At 68.5% G+C, this 18459-nt stretch carries 12 protein-coding genes and 1 tRNA gene; all 13 read right to left on the bottom strand.

The annotated features are described in order from the left end of the window. Positions 1–48: 48 nt before the first annotated feature. Complete coding sequence (locus ACTJK8_RS21720; protein ID WP_012320769.1) at positions 49–633, bottom strand: hypothetical protein; 585 nt, start codon at positions 631–633, stop codon at positions 49–51. A gap of 212 nt (positions 634–845) precedes the next feature. Beyond that, positions 846–1943: a cell wall hydrolase gene (locus ACTJK8_RS21715; protein ID WP_012320770.1), complete on the bottom strand. Its 1098-nt coding sequence runs from the start codon at positions 1941–1943 to the stop codon at positions 846–848. A gap of 410 nt (positions 1944–2353) precedes the next feature. After that, the gene (gene rpoC, locus ACTJK8_RS21710; protein ID WP_012320771.1) at positions 2354–6565 is read right to left on the bottom strand and encodes a DNA-directed RNA polymerase subunit beta'; all 4212 of its coding nucleotides are present in this window, start codon (positions 6563–6565) and stop codon (positions 2354–2356) included. Positions 6566–6740: 175 nt separating this feature from the next. Continuing rightward, on the bottom strand, positions 6741–10865 hold the full coding sequence (gene rpoB / locus ACTJK8_RS21705) for a DNA-directed RNA polymerase subunit beta (RefSeq protein WP_012320772.1): 4125 nt from the start codon (positions 10863–10865) through the stop codon (positions 6741–6743). A 244-nt stretch (positions 10866–11109) separates the two neighbouring features. Continuing rightward, on the bottom strand, positions 11110–11487 hold the full coding sequence (gene rplL / locus ACTJK8_RS21700; protein ID WP_012320773.1) for a 50S ribosomal protein L7/L12: 378 nt from the start codon (positions 11485–11487) through the stop codon (positions 11110–11112). A gap of 49 nt (positions 11488–11536) precedes the next feature. After that, a complete protein-coding gene (gene rplJ / locus ACTJK8_RS21695) occupies positions 11537–12055 on the bottom strand; it encodes a 50S ribosomal protein L10 (protein WP_012320774.1) in 519 nt (172 codons plus the stop codon). Positions 12056–12590: 535 nt separating this feature from the next. Next, complete coding sequence (locus ACTJK8_RS21690) at positions 12591–14234, bottom strand: B12-binding domain-containing radical SAM protein (protein WP_012320775.1); 1644 nt, start codon at positions 14232–14234, stop codon at positions 12591–12593. 301 nt (positions 14235–14535) lie between these two features. After that, positions 14536–15234: a 50S ribosomal protein L1 gene (gene rplA / locus ACTJK8_RS21685; protein ID WP_012320776.1), complete on the bottom strand. Its 699-nt coding sequence runs from the start codon at positions 15232–15234 to the stop codon at positions 14536–14538. An 11-nt stretch (positions 15235–15245) separates the two neighbouring features. Beyond that, complete coding sequence (gene rplK / locus ACTJK8_RS21680) at positions 15246–15695, bottom strand: 50S ribosomal protein L11 (protein ID WP_043074305.1); 450 nt, start codon at positions 15693–15695, stop codon at positions 15246–15248. Positions 15696–15912: 217 nt separating this feature from the next. Next, positions 15913–16446, bottom strand: coding sequence for a transcription termination/antitermination protein NusG (nusG, locus tag ACTJK8_RS21675; RefSeq protein ID WP_012320778.1), 534 nt, complete (start codon positions 16444–16446; stop codon positions 15913–15915). 58 nt (positions 16447–16504) lie between these two features. Next, a complete protein-coding gene (secE, locus tag ACTJK8_RS21670; RefSeq protein WP_012320779.1) occupies positions 16505–16801 on the bottom strand; it encodes a preprotein translocase subunit SecE in 297 nt (98 codons plus the stop codon). Between the two features lie 182 nt (positions 16802–16983). Further along, positions 16984–17060, bottom strand: a tRNA-Trp gene (locus ACTJK8_RS21665). A gap of 208 nt (positions 17061–17268) precedes the next feature. Continuing rightward, positions 17269–18459 (bottom strand): elongation factor Tu, encoded by a 1191-nt coding sequence (gene tuf / locus ACTJK8_RS21660; protein ID WP_012319185.1) that lies wholly within the window; start codon positions 18457–18459, stop codon positions 17269–17271.

Raw genomic sequence — 18459 nt, 5'->3', positions numbered from 1 at the left:
GGTGTGGCCGGGCCGCCCGGAATCAAGGCGACGGCGGTCGCTGCCGGCTCAGTATCCCTCGTACCGGCTGCCCGTGTAGAAGCCGAGACCGACGCCGATATCCGACGAACTGGCCCCGGTGATGCCGAGGGCGTCCGGGATCGAGCCGACGACCGGGCCACCGTAGGCCGCGGGCCGGTAGCCGTACCCCCCGCCGATCGGCGCCCAGCCGGCCCGGGCGGGCGCCACGAGGACGCGGCGGCTGACGCTGGCGTATTCCGGCGGGATCGTCTCGGGGATCGTCTGCGCCGGGCGGATCAGCACGGTCCGGGTGCGGACGGCGAAGCGCGGCGGCGTGGTCACCCAGCAGCCGATCAGCTCGCCGCCGGGGCCGCGGCTGGTCTGCCAGTAGCGGCCGCCGGGCGAGACCATCACGCGCTCCGACACCGTGTCGTAGACCGGCGGCGTGGTGCGGTAGACCGTGCGGGGCGGACGCACCAGCACGTTCTCCTGCACGGTGTCGTAGACCGGCGGCGTGACGACGCGGCGATAGCATTCGGAGCCGTAGCAGCCGCCGGCCTGGGCGGGTGCAGCGAGGAGCGCGCCGCCGAGGGCGGCGGCGAGGAGAGCGGTGCGAGCGACCGGCGCGGTCATGGGAGTCCTCTGATACGCATTACTACGAGACGCGGCGCGGACGCGGCGCTCGTCTCGACGTACCAGAGGCCAGACTCGTTGCCCGGCGCGCAAGCATTATCGGGAACGAAGGTAAAATTAACCCTTGGTTTCGACTGCTTAGACGTCGCCTACCTAGGTAGGATTGTTCGGATCTTCCACAGTCTCTCTTACGAAGCCGGATCCGGCTGGGGTCAGGTCTGGCCGGCCCGGAGCTGGTAGAAGATGTGCCGGCCGATCACGTCCATCTTGCGCAGGCGGCGGGCCCAGCCCGGGCGCACGTAGTCGGCGTGGTAGTGGGTCGCGGCGCCGACCTCGGCGAGGTAGGTCCGGCCCTCGATCACCGAGCGGGCGATGCGGGTGGCGCTCTCCCAGGCGCCGGCGTCGGTGATGCGCAGGGACTTGCCCTCGCAGGCGAAGGAGAACTGGCAGCCCATGTAGTGGTGCCGGTTCTGGTAGACGACGCCACAGACGCTCGCCGGGTAGAGGCCGCTCTTCACCCGGTTGAGCACCACCTGGGCGACGGCGGCCTGGCCGGCCTCGGGCTCGCTCCGGGCCTCGAAATAGACCGCCTCCGAGAGGCAGCGCTGCTCCTTGTCGAGGGCGTTCGGGTCGATCAGGTCGGCGTAGCGCCGGCGCGCGTCCTCGGGCACCGGCTGGGCATTGTCCGGGCGCTCGGTGCGGATCGCGAAATCGGGGAGCGCGAGGCTCGCCGCGGCGATCTCGACCGGGATGGCGTCCGCGGGTGCCGGCGTCGTGGAGGACAGCGCGATGGCGCGGGGCACCGGCGGAGTCGAGCCGTCGAAGCGCTCGGGGCCGCCGTCCTCGGTGAGGTCGGCCGTCCCCTCGCCCGTGGAGGCGGCGGTGCCGCTGCCGGTGGTGAGGCCGAGATCCGGCACGGGGACGAAGGCGGCCTCCGGCTCGGACTCCGGATCCCAGACGGCGGAGCCCTGCGTCAGCACGCCGGTGACGCTGCCGGTGACGTCGCCGAAGACCAGGGCGCCACCGGCCTCGCGCAGGTTGGCCGCCCGGCGGGCGAAGCTCTCGGCCGGCGGCCGGGCGGGGTCGCCCTTGCCGGCCCGCTGCACCACCGGGAAGACGTGCGCGCCGGTCTTGAAGACGGCCTGCGGCGGCTCGTCCCCGAGGCGGCGGAGCGCCGATCCGATCAGCACGGTGCCGGGCGGCAGCGGCGGGACCGTGCCGGCGTCGATCACGCCGAGCCGGCTCGCCCCGATGGCGTTCTCCGTGCCGGCATCGGCGGTGAACGACACCAGGAGGCCCAGCCCGACCATCCAGGGCGTCAGGGCCGCCGAGAGCCAGCGCAGGCTCGATTCCCGTCCTCGTCTCGTGCCCACGACGCCAGACCCGCACTCACGCACCCGAACCGGCCCGATCCTCCCCGTTTCCAGGGTGTTTCTGCGGCCGCACGGGATTTATCGCGCGGTATGGTTGAGCCGCCGTTAAGGCCGCACGGTTGCGGGTGTCTCGATCCGCGCTCGGGTTGGCGGCTGCCGTCGACGCGGCCCTCACCGTCACCCTGGGCGGAGCGATGGGGCCCAGGGCAGCGGGACGTCGGGACTCGCGGTGCCGCCCTGGATCGCTTCGCGGCGCCCGCAAAGTCGGCCGCGCCGAGAAAGGCGCGCCACAAAAGGAAAGGGCGGCCCGCAGGCCGCCCTCTCTCGTCTCAGTCCGACCCGTGATCTTACTCGGCAGCGGCCGGCGGAAGCTCCTCGACCGGCATCGCGCCGCTCTCGGCCTGCTTCTGCTGCAGGATCATCGCGTCGCGGCGGCGGGCGATGGAGCGGATGTCCGCCACCATCGAGCCCGTGCCGGCCGGGATGAGCGAGCCGACGATGACGTTCTCCTTCAGGCCTTCCAGCGTGTCGACCTTTCCGTTGACCGCCGCCTCGGTGAGGACGCGGGTGGTCTCCTGGAACGAGGCCGCCGAGATGAACGACTTCGTCTGCAGCGAAGCCTTGGTGATGCCGAGCAGGACCGGGACGCCCTGGATCGGCTTCTTGCCCTCGGCGAGCAGCTTCTCGTTGTAGTCGGTCAGCTCCGTGCGATCGATCTGGTCGCCCGAGAGGATGTCCGAGTCGCCGCCGTCGGTCACCTCGACCTTCTGCAGCATCTGACGGACGATCACCTCGATGTGCTTGTCGTTGATCGACACGCCCTGCAGCCGGTAGACCTCCTGGATCTCGTTGACGAGGTAGGCCGCGAGTTCCTCCACGCCCTTGATCGCCAGGATGTCGTGCGGCGCCGGGTTGCCGTCGACGATGTAATCGCCGAGCTCGACCACGTCGCCGTCCTGCAGGTGGATGTGCTTGCCCTTCGGGATCAGGTACTCGACCGCCTCCGAGCCGTCATGCGGCGTCAGCGTGAGCCGACGCTTGTTCTTGTAGTCGCGGCCGAACGCGATGGTCCCCGACTTCTCGGCGATGATCGCCGCGTCCTTCGGGCGCCGCGCCTCGAACAGCTCCGCCACCCGCGGCAGACCGCCGGTGATGTCGCGGGTCTTGGCCGAGTCGGTCGAGACGCGGGCGAGGATGTCGCCGGCCTTGACCGTCGCGCCCGGGTCGAAGCCGATGATGGCGTCGACCGGCAGGAAGTAGCGGGCGTCCGAGCCGCGCGGCAGCTTGAGCGCCTTGCCGTCCCGGTCGACCACGACCATCGCGGGCTTCAGGTCCGAGGTCCGGGCCGAGCCGCGCCAGTCGACGACGACGCGCTTGGCGATGCCGGTCGACTCGTCGGTGGTCTCGGTCATGGACTGGCCGTCGACCAGATCCTCGTAGGCCACGATGCCGTCCACCTCGGTGAGGATCGGACGGGTGTAGGGATCCCACTCGGCGATCCGCTGCCCGCGCTTGATCTTGTCACCCTCGTCGACCCGGAGCTTGGCGCCGTACTGCAGGCGGTGGACCGCCCGCTCGACCCCGTCCGACCCGACGATGACGACCGCCACGTTGCGGCCGGTGGCGATCAGGTCACCGTCCGTGTTCTTGGCCACGGCCCGGTTGCGGATCTTGATCGTGCCCTCGAAGCTCGACTCGATGAAGGACGAGTCGGCGATCTGGGCCGCACCACCGATGTGGAAGGTGCGCATCGTGAGCTGCGTGCCCGGCTCGCCGATCGACTGCGCCGCGATGACGCCGACGGCCTCGCCCATGTTGACGGGCGTGCCGCGGGCGAGGTCGCGCCCGTAGCAGGTGGCGCAGACGCCGCTCTTGGTCGCGCAGACCAGCACCGAGCGGATCTTCACCTCCTGGATGCCGGCGGCGTTGATCGCCGGCAGGTGCCGCTCCTCGATGGTCTCGCCGGTCTTGACGATCACCGTGCCGTCGGCGGCCACCAGATCCTCCGCCGTGGCGCGGCCGAGGATGCGGGTGGCGAGCGTCGCCACGACCTGGCCGGCATCCACGATGGCGCGCATCTTGATGCCGCTCGTCGTGCCGCAATCCACCTCGCGGATGACCGCGTCCTGCGCCACGTCGACGAGGCGGCGGGTCAGGTAGCCGGAGTTGGCGGTCTTCAGCGCGGTGTCGGCGAGGCCCTTACGGGCACCGTGCGTGGAGTTGAAGTACTCCAGCACGTCCAGACCTTCCTTGAAGTTCGAGATGATCGGGGTCTCGATGATCTCGCCCGACGGCTTGGCCATGAGGCCGCGCATCGCCGCGAGCTGCTTCATCTGGGCAGGCGAGCCACGGGCACCCGAGTGGCTCATCATGTAGATCGAGTTGACCTGCTTGTCCGCACCCTTCTCGTCCTTCTGGACGCTGGAGATGCGGCCCATCATCTCGGCGGCCAGCTTGTCCGAGCACTTGGCCCAGGCATCGACCACCTTGTTGTACTTCTCGCCCTGGGTGATCAGGCCGTCGTTGTACTGCTGCTCGTAATCCTTCACGAGCGCGCGGGTCGTGTCGACGATCGACCACTTGTTCTCCGGCACGACCATGTCGTCCTTGCCGAACGAAATGCCGGCCTTGAACGCGTGGTTGAAGCCGAGCGCCATGATCCGGTCACAGAAGATCACCGACTCCTTCTGACCGCAGTGGCGGTAGACGGTGTCGATCATCGCCGAGATCTCCTTCTTGGTCATCAGCTTGTTGACGACGTCAAAGGGCACCTTGGCGTGCTTCGGCAGAGCGCCGGAGAGGATCACGCGGCCGGGGGTGGTCTCGTAGGTCTTGGTCAGGGGCTCGCCGTCCGGGCCGATGCCGGTCCAGCGCCACTTGATCTTCGAGTGCAGCGACACGGCCTTGGCGGCCAGGGCGTGCTCGAGCTCGCCCATGTCGCCGTAGACGCCCTGCATCGGGTTCTTGGCGTTGTCGGGCTTGTACTCGCCCGGCGCGCCCTCGGCCACGATCGACAGGTAGTAGAGGCCGAGCACGATGTCCTGCGACGGCACGATGATCGGCTGACCGTTGGCCGGGTGCAGGATGTTGTTGGTCGACATCATCAGGACGCGCGCTTCCAGCTGCGCCTCGAGCGACAGCGGGACGTGCACGGCCATCTGGTCGCCGTCGAAGTCGGCGTTGAACGCGGCGCAGACCAGCGGGTGCAGCTGGATCGCCTTGCCCTCGATCAGCTTCGGCTCGAAGGCCTGGATGCCGAGGCGGTGCAGCGTCGGCGCGCGGTTCAGCATCACCGGGTGCTCGCGGATCACCTCATCGAGGATGTCCCAGACCTCCGGCTTCTCCTTCTCGACGAGCTTCTTGGCCTGCTTGACGGTGGCCGAGAACCCCTTGGCGTCGAGGCGCGCGTAGATGAACGGCTTGAACAGCTCCAGCGCCATCTTCTTGGGCAGGCCGCACTGGTGCAGCTTCAGCTCCGGGCCGACCACGATGACCGAGCGGCCCGAGTAGTCGACGCGCTTGCCGAGCAGGTTCTGGCGGAACCGGCCCTGCTTGCCCTTCAGCATGTCGGCGAGCGACTTCAGCGGGCGCTTGTTGGCGCCCGTGATGACGCGGCCGCGGCGGCCGTTGTCGAACAGGGCGTCGACCGCCTCCTGCAGCATCCGCTTCTCGTTGCGGATGATGATGTCGGGCGCGCGCAGCTCGATCAGCCGCTTCAGGCGGTTGTTGCGGTTGATGACGCGGCGGTACAGGTCGTTCAGGTCGGAGGTCGCGAAGCGGCCGCCGTCCAGCGGGACCAGCGGGCGCAGGTCCGGCGGGATCACCGGCACGACCGTGAGGATCATCCATTCCGGCTTGTTGCCGGACATCTGGAAGGCCTCGATGATCTTGAGCCGCTTCAGGAGCTTCTTGGGCTTCAGCTCCGAGGTGGTGACCGCGATCTCCTCGCGCAGGTCGTTGGCGATCTTGTCGAGGTCGAGCTCCTGCAGGATGCGCCGGATGGCCTCGGCGCCGATCATGGCCGTGAAGCTGTCCTCGCCGTACTCCTCCTGCGCGCGCAGGTACTCCTCCTCCGACAGGAGCTGACGCTCCTTCAGGGGGGTGAGGCCCGGCTCGATGACGCAGTACGACTCGAAGTACAGGATCCGCTCGAGGTCCTTGAGCGCCATGTCGAGCAGCAGGCCGATGCGGCTCGGCAGCGACTTCAGGAACCAGATGTGCGCGACGGGGGCGGCCAGCTCGATGTGGCCCATGCGGTCGCGCCGGACGCGCGCGAGGGTGACCTCGACGCCGCACTTCTCGCAGATGACGCCCTTGTACTTCATGCGCTTGTACTTGCCGCACAAGCACTCGTAGTCCTTGATCGGTCCGAAGATGCGCGCGCAGAACAGGCCGTCGCGCTCGGGCTTGAAGGTCCGGTAGTTGATGGTCTCGGGCTTCTTGATCTCGCCGTACGACCAGGAGAGGATCTTCTCCGGGGACGAGATCGAGATCTTGATCTGGTCGAAGCTGACCGGCTGGGCCTGCTGGTTGAAAAGGTTCATGACCTCTTGGTTCATGATCCGCTCCTTGTTGACGCCGGCAGCCCCGCGCCGGGCCACCGCGTCCTGAAAAAGATCCGGCGCCGCGCCCCGCGCGGGCGCTGCTCACCGTCGTCCAACCTCGGAAGGCCCCTCCCCTTCCCGCTCGACCGTGGCGGCGGTGACCCGCCGCCACGGGAGGTGTGGTTCTCTCTTACTCGGCCGCGTCCGCCGGCGGCTCCAGCTGGTCGTTGGCCGCCTTCTTGGAGGAGGTGAGCTCGACGTTGAGGCCGAGCGAGCGCATCTCCTTGACGAGCACGTTGAACGACTCGGGGATGCCGGCCTCGAACGTGTCGTCGCCGCGGACGATCGCCTCGTAGACCTTGGTGCGGCCGGCCACGTCGTCCGACTTCACCGTGAGCATCTCCTGCAGCGTGTAGGCCGCGCCGTAGGCCTCGAGCGCCCAGACCTCCATCTCGCCGAAGCGCTGGCCGCCGAACTGCGCCTTGCCGCCCAGCGGCTGCTGGGTGACGAGCGAGTACGGGCCGATCGAGCGCGCGTGGATCTTGTCGTCCACGAGGTGGTGGAGCTTCAGCATGTAGATGTAGCCCATGGTGACCTTGCGGTCGAAGGGCTCGCCGGTGCGCCCGTCGTAGAGCGTCGACTGCGCCGAGCGGTCCAGCCCGGCCATCTCCAGCATCTGCTCGATGTCGGCCTCCTTGGCGCCGTTGAAGACCGGGGTGGCCATCGGCACGCCGCGGCGGACGTTGTTGCCGGCCTCGGCCAGCTCCTCGTCCGTCAGGCCGTCGAGCTCGCCGGGGGAGTAGATCGCCTTCATCTCCTCCCGCAGCGGCGCGATGTCCTGGGTCTTCAGATAGGCATCCACCGCCTTCGACACCTTGCGACCCAGGCCCGCAGCCGCCCAGCCCAGGTGCGTCTCCAGGATCTGCCCGACGTTCATGCGCGAGGGCACGCCCAGCGGGTTGAGCACGATGTCGGCGTGCGTCCCGTCTTCCAGGAACGGCATGTCCTCGATCGGCACGATCCGCGACACGACACCCTTGTTGCCGTGACGGCCGGCCATCTTGTCGCCCGGCTGGATCTTGCGCTTCACCGCCACGAAGACCTTGACCATCTTCATGACGCCGGGGGGCAGCTCATCGCCGCGCTGCAGCTTCTCGACCTTGTCGAGGAAGCGCTGCTCAAGGCGCTTCTTCGACTCGTCGTACTGCTTCTGCATCGCCTCCATCTCGGTCATGAGACGGTCGTCGATGACGGCAAACTGCCACCACTGCGAGCGCGGGTAGTCGTTGATCAGCTCGCGGGTGAGCGTGGTGTCCTTCTTGAAGCCCTTCGGCCCGGCCACCGGCGCCTGACCGATCAGCACATCCGCGAGACGCGCGTAGGTGTTGCGGTCGAGGATCGCCTGCTCGTCGTCGCGGTCCTTCGCGAGCCGCTCGATCTCCTCGCGCTCGATCGCCTGGGCGCGCTCGTCCTTGTCGACGCCGTGGCGGTTAAACACCCGGACCTCGACGATCGTGCCGGTGACGCCCGGCGGCACCCGCAGGGAGGTGTCGCGCACGTCCGAGGCCTTCTCGCCGAAGATGGCGCGGAGCAGCTTCTCCTCCGGCGTCATCGGGCTCTCGCCCTTCGGGGTGATCTTGCCGACGAGGATGTCGCCCGCATTCACCTCGGCACCGATATAGACGATGCCGGCCTCGTCGAGGTTCTTGAGCGCTTCTTCCGAAACGTTCGGGATGTCGCGGGTGATCTCCTCCGGCCCGAGCTTGGTGTCGCGGGCCATCACCTCGAACTCCTCGATGTGGATCGAGGTGAACACGTCATCCTTCACGATCCGCTCCGACAGCAGGATCGAGTCCTCGAAGTTGTAGCCGTTCCACGGCATGAACGCGACGAGCACGTTCCGGCCGAGCGCCAGCTCGCCGAACTCGGTCGAGGGACCGTCGGCGATGATCTCGCCCTTCTTCACGAACTCGCCGACGCGGACCAGCGGCTTCTGCGTGATGCAGGTCGACTGGTTGGAACGCTGGAACTTCTGAAGACGGTAGATGTCGACGCCGGGCTTGTTGGCGTCGGCCTCTTCCGTGGCGCGGATGACGATACGGGTGGCGTCCACCTGATCGATGATGCCGGCCCGGCGGGCCGCGATGGCGGCGCCGGAATCGCGGGCGACCACCGCTTCCATGCCGGTGCCCACGAACGGGGCGTCGGCGCGGACCAGCGGCACCGCCTGGCGCTGCATGTTCGAGCCCATGAGCGCGCGGTTGGCGTCGTCGTTCTCGAGGAACGGGATCAGCGCCGCGGCGACCGAGACGAGCTGCTTCGGCGACACGTCCATGAGGTCGACGCGCTCAGGCCCGACGACGATCACCTCGCCAGCCCGGCGGCAGACCACGAGGTCCTCCGTGAGCTTGCGGTTCTCGTCCATCTGGGCGTTCGCCTGGGCGACGTAGTACTTCGCCTCCTCCATGGCGGAGAGGTAGGCGACCTCGTCGGTGACCACGCCGTCGCGCACGCGGCGGAACGGGGTCTCGATGAAGCCGTACTTGTTCACCCGCGCGAAGGTGGCGAGCGAGTTGATCAGGCCGATGTTCGGGCCTTCCGGCGTCTCGATCGGGCAGATGCGGCCGTAGTGGGTCGGGTGCACGTCGCGCACCTCGAAGCCGGCGCGCTCGCGGGTCAGACCGCCCGGGCCAAGCGCCGAGAGGCGGCGCTTGTGCGTCACCTCGGAGAGCGGGTTGGTCTGGTCCATGAACTGCGACAGCTGCGACGAGCCGAAGAACTCGCGCACGGCCGCGGCCGCGGGCTTCGCGTTGATCAGGTCCTGCGGCATGACCGTGTCGATGTCGACCTGGCTCATGCGCTCGCGGATGGCGCGCTCCATGCGCAGGAGGCCCAGACGGTACTGGTTCTCCATGAGCTCGCCCACCGAGCGGACGCGGCGATTGCCGAGGTGGTCGATGTCATCGACCTCGCCCTTGCCGTCGCGCAGCTCCACGAGCGCCTTGACCACCGCCAGCATGTCCTCCTTGCGGAGGGTGCGGACCGTGTCGGCGGCGTCGAGGTCGAGACGCATGTTCATCTTCACGCGGCCGACCGCCGAGAGGTCGTAGCGCTCGGAATCGAAGAACAGCGAGTGGAACATCGCCTCGGCGGTCTCGAGGGTCGGCGGCTCGCCCGGGCGCATGACCCGGTAGATGTCGAACAGCGCGCCCTCGCGGTTGGAATTCTTGTCCACCGCCAGCGTGTTGCGGATGTACGGGCCGATGTTGACGTGGTCGATGTCGAGCACCGGCAGCTCGGTGATCCCGACCTCCTCCAGGCTCTTCAGGAGCTTGTCGGTGACCTCCTCGCCGGCCTCGGCCCAGATCTCACCGGTCTGGGCGTTGACGAGGTCCTCGGCGACGTACTGGCCGACGAGATCCTCGTCGGTCGCCTTGAGGAACTTGGTGCCCTTCTCGGTGATCTGGCGGGCGTTGCGGGCGTTGAGCTTCTTGCCGGCCTCGAGCACGACCTCGCCGGAATCGGCGTCGATCAGGTCGACGGTCGCCTTCATGCCCTTCATGCGCTCGGCGTCGAACGGCACGCGCCAGTCGGCGCCGTCCCGGTCGTAGACGACCTTGTTGTAGAAGGTCGACAGGATCTCCTCGCCGTCGAGGCCGAGCGCGTAGAGCAGCGACGTCGCCGGCAGCTTGCGCTTCCGGTCGATGCGGACGTGCACGATGTCCTTGGCGTCGAACTCGACGTCGAGCCAGGAGCCCCGGTACGGGATGATGCGGGCGGCGAACAGGAGCTTGCCCGAGGAGTGGGTCTTGCCCTTGTCGTGGTCGAAGAACACGCCCGGCGAGCGGTGCATCTGCGAGACGATGACGCGCTCGGTGCCGTTGACGATGAAGGTGCCGTTCTCCGTCATCAGGGGCATGTCGCCCATGTAGACGTCCTGCTCCTTGATGTCCTTGACCGACTTGGCCTGGGTGTCGGGATCGACATCGAACACGATGAGGCGCAGCGTGACCTTCAGCGGCGCCGCGAAGGTGATGCCGCGCTGGCGGCACTCGTCCACGTCGTACTTGGGCGCCTCGAAGGTGTAGCGCACGAACTCCAGCAGCGCCGTGGAGGCGAAGTCGGAGATCGGGAACACCGACTTGAACACGCTCTGCAGCCCCTCGTCGGCGCGCCCGCCCTCGGGCTCGTCGACCATCAGGAACTGGTCGTAGGACGCCTTCTGAACCTCGATGAGGTTCGGCATCTCGGCAACTTCCTTGATCTTGCCGAAGAACTTCCGAATGCGCTTGCGACCGACCAGCGTGTTGGCCATGTGACCTCGCTCCTACCCGCGTGCCTCGCGCCCGGGGAAGCGTTCCCGAAAGGGACCTCCCGCACCGGGCCGTGACGCGCGCCCCGCCGAGCCGCGCCACCGATCCGAATCTCTTGCCGGTCCCTCGCGGGACCATCCGCCGAAGCGGCCTAAAGCCCGCGGGCGCTGACCCGCGGGCTCCGGTCACGACAGGCTCGCGCGGAGCCTCCGTGGGGTGATGGGCCGGGACCGGCCCATCGTCGACTTACTTGAGCTCGATCTTGGCGCCGGCCTTCTCGAGCTGGGCCTTGAGCTTCTCGGCCTCGTCCTTGGCGACGCCTTCCTTGACCGGCTTCGGCGCGCCCTCGACCAGGTCCTTGGCCTCCTTGAGGCCGAGGCCGGTGATCGCGCGGACCTCCTTGATGACCTCGATCTTCTTGTCGCCCGCGGAGGCGAGGACGACCGTGAACTCGGTCTGCTCCTCGACGGCGGCGGCGGCACCACCGGCGGCCGGGCCGGCGGCGACGGCGACGGCAGCGGCCGCCGAGACGCCCCACTTCTCCTCGAGCATCTTGGCCAGGTCAGCGGCCTCGAGCACGGTCAGCGAGGACAGGTCGTCGACGAGCTTGGCGAGATCAGCCATTTTGAATTCCTCTCAGATATCGGTTTGAACGGATGGATTTTGAAGGGCCTCAGGCGGCCTCGTCCTTCTTGGCATAGGCCCCGAACACGCGGGCGAGCTTGGAAGCCGGCGCGTTGACGACCTGAGCGATCTTGGTCGCGGGCGCCTGCACGAGGCCCACGATCTTGGCGCGCAGTTCGTCGAGGGACGGGAGCGAGGCGAGCGCCTTCACGCCGTCCGGGTTCAGGGCGGTCTTCCCCATCGCGCCGCCGAGGATCACGAGCTTGTCGTTAGCCTTGGCAAAATCGACCGCGACCTTCGCGGCAGCGACCGGATCGCCGGAATAGGCGAGCAGGGTCGGGCCCTTCAGGAGCGGCTTGATGGAGGCGACGTCCGTGCCATCGAGTGCGATGCCGGCGAGGCTGTTCTTGGCGACCTTCACGGTGGCGCCGGCCTGCTTCATCTGCGCGCGCAGCTTCTGCATGTCGGCGACCGTGAGGCCCTTGTAGTGGGCCACGACGACGACGGCGCTCTCATTGAACACGCCGTTGAGCGTCGAGACGAGATCAGCTTTAGCTGTCCGGTCCACTGGGCTCTCTCCGGTTGGCGGAACCCGGTCTCGGGTCCGCCGGTTGCACATGCCGCCCGGACGTGGTCTCGGCCTTCAGGAAGACCGGGAACGTCCGAACGACGCTTCGCGGCCCTGTCCCCGCGCGCACCCTTCCGGGCCGCCTCGGGCGAGTTGGTTCAAACCGACACCCCTCCGCGGCCGGGGCCGGGCGAGGCTTTACGAATTCGGTCTTCCCCGTCTGTGCAGGCTGGCGGATTAAGCCGGCGAACCGGCACCTGCAGTCTCGGACAGGACATGGCCGGACAAGGCTCCGCGGGGCTCGTCGCCCCTGGGATCCTTCCGGCCAGTGCCACCCGGTTGCCCGGGCGACATTTCGAGCGGAAACCGGCCGATCGGCCGTTCTCCTTCCGTGAGGATGAAATGCGTGAGGCGCGGTGTATAGAGCCTAGCAAGCCGCCTGCCAAGGGCCGGAACGCGACTTTTCCGCCGCAGGCAAGGACTTGCTCGGGAGCCCTGCCGCGGCTGCATCGCTCCGACGGGCCCGGGACCCGGGCTACGCCGCCTCGCGCTCCGGCACGAGCTTGCGCCGCGCCGCCTCCCACCAGCTCCGGTCGCGGGCGGCCTTCGCCTCCGCGGCCTTCGCGGCGTAGAACGAGGCGTTGTGCTCGCCGCGCAGGGCCTCGCGGGTGAAGCGGATCAGGTGGTGGGCCACGAAACCCATGTTGAACACCGCCTCGATCTGCCCGCGCTTCAGCGCGTAGCCGGCCGCGCTCCAGAACGGCTTGCGGTAGTCGGAGAAGATCCCGACCCGGGTGATGATGTTGAAGCCCAGGATCAGGCCGCGGCGCAGGTTGGTGAAGGTCAGCTTGCCGGCCGTCGGCGTGGTGATCCGGTTCGGGTAGGTCACCGCGCACTGGTGCTTGAACCGCTCGAAGATCTTCTCGGGCTCGTAGGCGTGCGCGATCGCCCGGCGCCAGCTCGACACCACCGAATCGTGGGGCCGCTTGAACAGCACGTTCGACTCGAGGCTGGCGTCGTGCAGCAGCCGGCCCTCGCGCTCCAGCCGGTCCCAGAGCGGGGTCTTGGGCAGCGCCTGGAGCAGGTTGATGGTCAGGACCGGGATGGCCGAGCGGTCGATGAAGTCGATCAGGTTCTGCTCGGACTTGTCGGTGTCGGAGTCGAGGCCGAGGATGATGCCGGAAGTCACCTCCAGGCCGTAGGAATTGAGGGTCTCGATCGCCTCGTACATCGGCACGGCGGCGTTGTGGGTCTTGTCGATGCCCTTGAGCGCCTCCGCCTCCGGCGTCTCGATGCCGACGAACACCGTCATGAAGTTGGCCTGCCGCATCAGCTCGAGGATCTCGGGCTGCTTGGCCATGTTCAGCGTCGCCTCGCAGGCGAACTGGAGCGGGTAGTTGTTCTTCTTCTGCCACGCGACGAGGTGCGGCAGCATCTCGCGCGTCGCCTTGCGGTTGCCGATGAAATTGTCGTCGACGAAGTAGACCACCGCCGGATGGCCCGGCTGGCTGACGATGGCGTCGAGCTCGGCGCACATCTGCTCGGGACTCTTCAGGCGGGGCTGGCGGCCGTAGAGCTGCGGGATGTCGCAGAACTCGCAGCGGTAGGGGCAGCCCGAGGAGAACTGCAGCGAGCCGATCAGGTAGCGCTTGAGCGGCGCGTGCTCGTAGGCCGGGGCCGGGAAGTCGGCGAGCGCGAGGCGGTCCTTCGTCTCCAGCACCACCTGGTCGGGCGGCGGGGTGACGTCGCCGTCGAGGCGCGCGACGAGCTGGTCGGTGGCGTCGCCGATCTCGCCGATATGGAGGTAGTCGAAGTCGCCGTACTTCTCCGGGGCGCCCGAGACCGAGGGGCCGCCCAGCACCGTGACCTTGCCGGCGGCGCGGGCGCGGTCGCGGATGTCGTGGATCTGCGGCTCCTGGATGTGCATCCCGGAGACGAAGACCGCGTCGGCCCAGGCGAAGTCGGCCGGGCCGGCGCGGCGGATATTCTCATCGATGAACCGGCATTCCCACGCCTCGGGCATGTAGGCCGCGATCAGCAGCAGCCCCTGCGGCGGCATGAACGCCTTCACCCCGCCCATCAGCGGGTAGGCGTGGGAGAATGTCCCGAAGGACGGCGTGTAGGCGGGAAAGACGCACAGGATGCGTCGCTTGGAGGTGACCGTCAGGGTGCATCGCATGGCGCCCTATCTAGCACAGCCGCGGCCGTTGGCGCCCCCCTCGGCGGTTAAGAATGGCGTGAGGAGCGCGGGCCCGGTGGCGGCCACCGCGGCTTGTCTTCCTGCCGAGGCCCGGGCCGTATCGCGCCGGCGCCCTTCGTAACCGCGACGGGGATACGCGCGGCGCGACACCGCCCCGCTCCGGGGCGGCGGGGAGGCTCTCGGCGGGACCCGCTCCGGGATCCGGTGCGAGCCCCCCACGACGGAGAACGCCCGGCCGTTCCCGGCCGGGCGCTCCGCAGCGTGGACGCTGTGCCTCGCCTCAGGCGGTCAGAACCGTGTTCGGCTCGACCTTCACGCCCGGGCCCATCGTCGAGGTGACGGCGATGCGCTGGACGTAGGTGCCCTTGGCGCCCGCGGGCTTCGCCTTGGCGACGGCGTCCGCGAAGGCCTTGATGTTCTCGACGAGCTTGTCGGCGTCGAACGAGACCTTGCCGACGCCGGCGTGGACGATGCCGGCCTTCTCGACGCGGAACTCGACCGAGCCGCCCTTGGCGCCGGCGACGGCGCCCTTCACGTCCATGGTGACGGTGCCGACCTTCGGGTTCGGCATCAGGCCGCGCGGGCCCAGCACCTTACCGAGACGGCCGACCAGCGGCATCATGTCGGGGGTCGCGATGCAGCGATCGAACTCGATCTTGCCGCCCTGCACGATCTCGAGGAGATCCTCGGCACCGACGATGTCGGCACCGGCCGCGCGGGCGTCGTCCGCCTTCGCGCCGCGGGCGAAGACCGCCACGCGCACCGTCCGGCCGGAGCCGTTCGGCAGGTTGCAGACGCCGCGGACCATCTGGTCGGCGTGGCGGGGATCGACGCCGAGGTTCATCGAGACCTCGACGGTCTCGTCGAACTTCGCGGTCGCCCGCTCCTTCACCAGCTTGATCGCCTCGTCGAGGGCGTAGAGCTTGGTCGCCTCGATGCCCTCGCGGGCGGCGCGGATGCGCTTGCCTTCCTTAGCCATGCTGCCCTCCCTTACGCGACGACTTCGAGGCCCATGGCCCGCGCGGAGCCACGGATCATCGCGACGGCCGAGTCGACCGTGTCGCAGTTGAGGTCGGGCATCTTCTTCTCGGCGATCTCGCGGAGCTGCGCTTCCGAGATCTTGCCGACCGTCGGGCCCTTGCCCGGGGTCTTGGAGCCGGAGGCCGGCTTCTTGCCGAGCTTCAGGCCGGCGGCCTTCTTCAGGAAGAAGGTGACCGGGGGCTGCTTCATCTCGAAGGTGAAGGAGCGGTCCTGATACGCGGTGATGATCACCGGGATCGGGGTGCCCTTCTCCATCTGCGCGGTCTTCGCGTTGAAGGCCTTGCAGAATTCCATGATGTTGAGGCCGCGCTGACCGAGCGCGGGGCCGATCGGCGGCGACGGGTTGGCGGCGCCGGCCGGGACCTGAAGCTTCACGTAGCCCGTGATCTTCTTCGCCATGGGACTGCTCCCAATGAGAATCCGCCCCCACGCGGCCTGAAGCGCGGCGGGTCGGACGGTTGCAGGTCGCGGTGCGAGCCGTGGATCCCGGAGGCGAAGCCGGGCGGTTCTCCCGCGGATGGTGCCGCATCCTCACCGGGATGCGGCGGTTTCGCGGCCGCCGCGGGGCGACGGCCGGAACGGGCGGGCGGCCGGAGCGCCGCCGCGATCAGGAGGCTCAGGCCTTCTCGACCTGGGCGTATTCGAGCTCGACCGGCGTGGCGCGGCCGAAGATCGACACCGCCACCTTGAGGCGGGAGCGGGCGTCGTCGATCTCCTCGACGGTGCCGTTGAAGCTAGCGAACGGGCCGTCGGCGACACGGACGGTCTCGCCGATCTCGAAGGAGATCGAGGGCTTCGGCCGGTCGACGCCCTCGGCGACCTGGCCCTTGATCCGCTCGGCCTCGGCGTCCGGGATCGGCACCGGCTTCGACTTGTCGGCGCCGAGGAAGCCCGTGACCTTCGGGGTGTTCTTGATCAGGTGGTAGACCTCGTCGGTGAGGTCGCACTTCACCAGCACGTAGCCGGGGAAGAACTTGCGCTCGGCGTCGACCTTCCGGCCGCGGCGCACCTCCACGACCTTCTCGGTCGGGACCATCACCTCGTCGAACAGCTCGGTCAGCCCGCGCTGGGCCGCCTGGTCCTTGATGGACTGGGCGACCTTGTTCTCGAAGTTCGAGTAGGCGTGGACGATGTACCAGCGCTTCGACACGGTTCCGTTCAACTCCGACAAGTCCCCGGGGACACCCCCGTTCGGCGGCGAGCCGCCCTCAGACGCCCAGGATCAGGCCGACCACGAAGCGCAGGGCCTGGTCCACGACCGTGAAGAACAGGCTCGCGGCCACGACCATGACGAACACCATGATCGTCGTGATCGTGGTTTCCCGGCGGGTCGGCCACGTGACCTTGCGGGCCTCGTCGCGCACCTGGGCGAAGAACTCGCCCGGCGTGGCGCGCTTCTGCGGCGCGCGGGCAGGGGTCGCGGGCCGGGCGGGCGGCGGATTCGCGGGACCGCGGGCCGCGCCGCGCACCAGGTCCACCTTCTTGGTCGCTTCGTTCGATGCCATGGCGCCAGTATCTGTGCGTGTTCGGCCCCGAGGCAGAGACCGCATCCGGGAATGCGAACGTCGGCGCCGAGGACCCGGATGGGCCCGCACCGACGGTCGCTTCAGATCTCGGATTGCGCCCGCTCTAGCGCAACTCCCCCGGCTTGTCGACCGGGCCACCGCGCGGGATCGGGCTGAATGTCTGGCAGGAGTGGAGGGACTCGAACCCGCAACCTCCGGTTTTGGAGACCGGCGCTCTGACCAGTTGAGCTACACTCCTAGCGCACCGCCCAATGCCCCATCGCGGCGCGGCTTGCAAGGGGTCGCGCGCGGGAAGTGGCCGGGAAGGGGTCGGGGAGCGGCCGGGAAGCGGCCGGGAAGCGACGCCGATCGGCTCTGCCCCCCGAAACGACGACGCCGGCCCCCGTCGAGACGGGGACCGGCGCCGGAGAGGCGGGGCGGCGCGCGGCGCCGCCCCGGCAGCGGGCTCAGTCGTTGATGGCGGCGACGACGCCGGCGCCGACGGTGCGGCCGCCCTCGCGGATGGCGAAGCGCAGCTTCTCCTCCATGGCCACCGGCACGATCAGCGCCACGTCCATGGTCACGTTGTCGCCCGGCATCACCATCTCGGTGCCCTCGGGGAGCGTGCAGATCCCGGTCACGTCCGTGGTCCGGAAGTAGAACTGCGGCCGGTAGTTGGTGAAGAACGGCGTGTGGCGCCCGCCCTCCTCCTTGGTCAGGATGTACGCCTCGGCCTTGAACTTCGAGTGCGGCTTCACCGAACCCGGCTTGCACACCACCTGGCCGCGCTCCACGTCCTCGCGCTTCGTGCCGCGCAGCAGCACGCCGACGTTGTCGCCCGCCTGGCCCTGGTCGAGCAGCTTGCGGAACATCTCGACGCCGGTCACCGTCGTCTTGGTGGTCGCCCGGATGCCGACGATCTCGACTTCCTCGCCCACCTTCACGATGCCGCGCTCGACGCGACCCGTCACCACCGTGCCGCGGCCCGAGATCGAGAACACGTCCTCGATCGGCATCAGGAACGGCATGTCGATCGGACGCTCCGGCTGCGGGATGTAGGCGTCCACGGTCGCCATCAGCGCCAGGACCGCCTCCTTGCCGATCTTCGGCTCCTTGTCCTCGAGCGCCATCAGCGCCGAGCCCTTGGTGATCGGGATGTCGTCGCCGGGGAAGTCGTACTTCGACAGCAGCTCGCGCACCTCGAGCTCGACCAGCTCCAGCAGCTCCTCGTCGTCGACCATGTCGACCTTGTTGAGGAACACCACCAGCGCCGGCACGCCGACCTGGCGGGCCAGCAGGATGTGCTCGCGGGTCTGCGGCATCGGGCCGTCGGCCGCCGACACAACCAGGATCGCGCCGTCCATCTGCGCCGCGCCCGTGATCATGTTCTTCACGTAGTCGGCGTGGCCGGGGCAGTCGACGTGCGCGTAGTGACGGTTCTGCGTCTCGTACTCCACGTGCGCCGTCGAGATCGTGATCCCGCGCGCCTTCTCCTCAGGCGCCTTGTCGATCTGGTCGTAGGCCGTGAACGTCGCCCCGCCCGTCTCGGCCAGAACCTTCGTGATCGCAGCCGTCAGAGACGTCTTGCCGTGATCGACGTGGCCGATCGTGCCAATGTTGCAGTGCGGCTTGGTGCGGGAGAACTTTTCCTTGCCCAT

This window comes from Methylobacterium sp. 22177, from assembly GCF_052045615.1.
Classification (GTDB): Bacteria; Pseudomonadota; Alphaproteobacteria; order Rhizobiales; family Beijerinckiaceae; genus Methylobacterium; species Methylobacterium radiotolerans.
This window is presented reverse-complemented; position numbering and strand designations above follow the sequence as displayed.

Excerpts from the sequence above, each read along its gene's own strand:
- ACTJK8_RS21720 (WP_012320769.1), bottom strand. The coding sequence starts at position 633 with ATGACCGCGCCGGTCGCTCGCACCGCTCTCCTCGCCGCCGCCCTCGGC.
- ACTJK8_RS21715 (WP_012320770.1), bottom strand. The coding sequence starts at position 1,943 with ATGGTCGGGCTGGGCCTCCTGGTGTCGTTCACCGCCGATGCCGGCACG.
- rpoC (WP_012320771.1), bottom strand. The coding sequence starts at position 6,565 with ATGAACCAAGAGGTCATGAACCTTTTCAACCAGCAGGCCCAGCCGGTC.
- rpoB (WP_012320772.1), bottom strand. The coding sequence starts at position 10,865 with ATGGCCAACACGCTGGTCGGTCGCAAGCGCATTCGGAAGTTCTTCGGC.
- rplL (WP_012320773.1), bottom strand. The coding sequence starts at position 11,487 with ATGGCTGATCTCGCCAAGCTCGTCGACGACCTGTCCTCGCTGACCGTG.
- ACTJK8_RS21690 (WP_012320775.1), bottom strand. The coding sequence starts at position 14,234 with ATGCGATGCACCCTGACGGTCACCTCCAAGCGACGCATCCTGTGCGTC.
- rplA (WP_012320776.1), bottom strand. The coding sequence starts at position 15,234 with ATGGCTAAGGAAGGCAAGCGCATCCGCGCCGCCCGCGAGGGCATCGAG.
- rplK (WP_043074305.1), bottom strand. The coding sequence starts at position 15,695 with ATGGCGAAGAAGATCACGGGCTACGTGAAGCTTCAGGTCCCGGCCGGC.
- secE (WP_012320779.1), bottom strand. The coding sequence starts at position 16,801 with ATGGCATCGAACGAAGCGACCAAGAAGGTGGACCTGGTGCGCGGCGCG.
- tuf (WP_012319185.1), bottom strand. The coding sequence starts at position 18,459 with ATGGGCAAGGAAAAGTTCTCCCGCACCAAGCCGCACTGCAACATTGGC.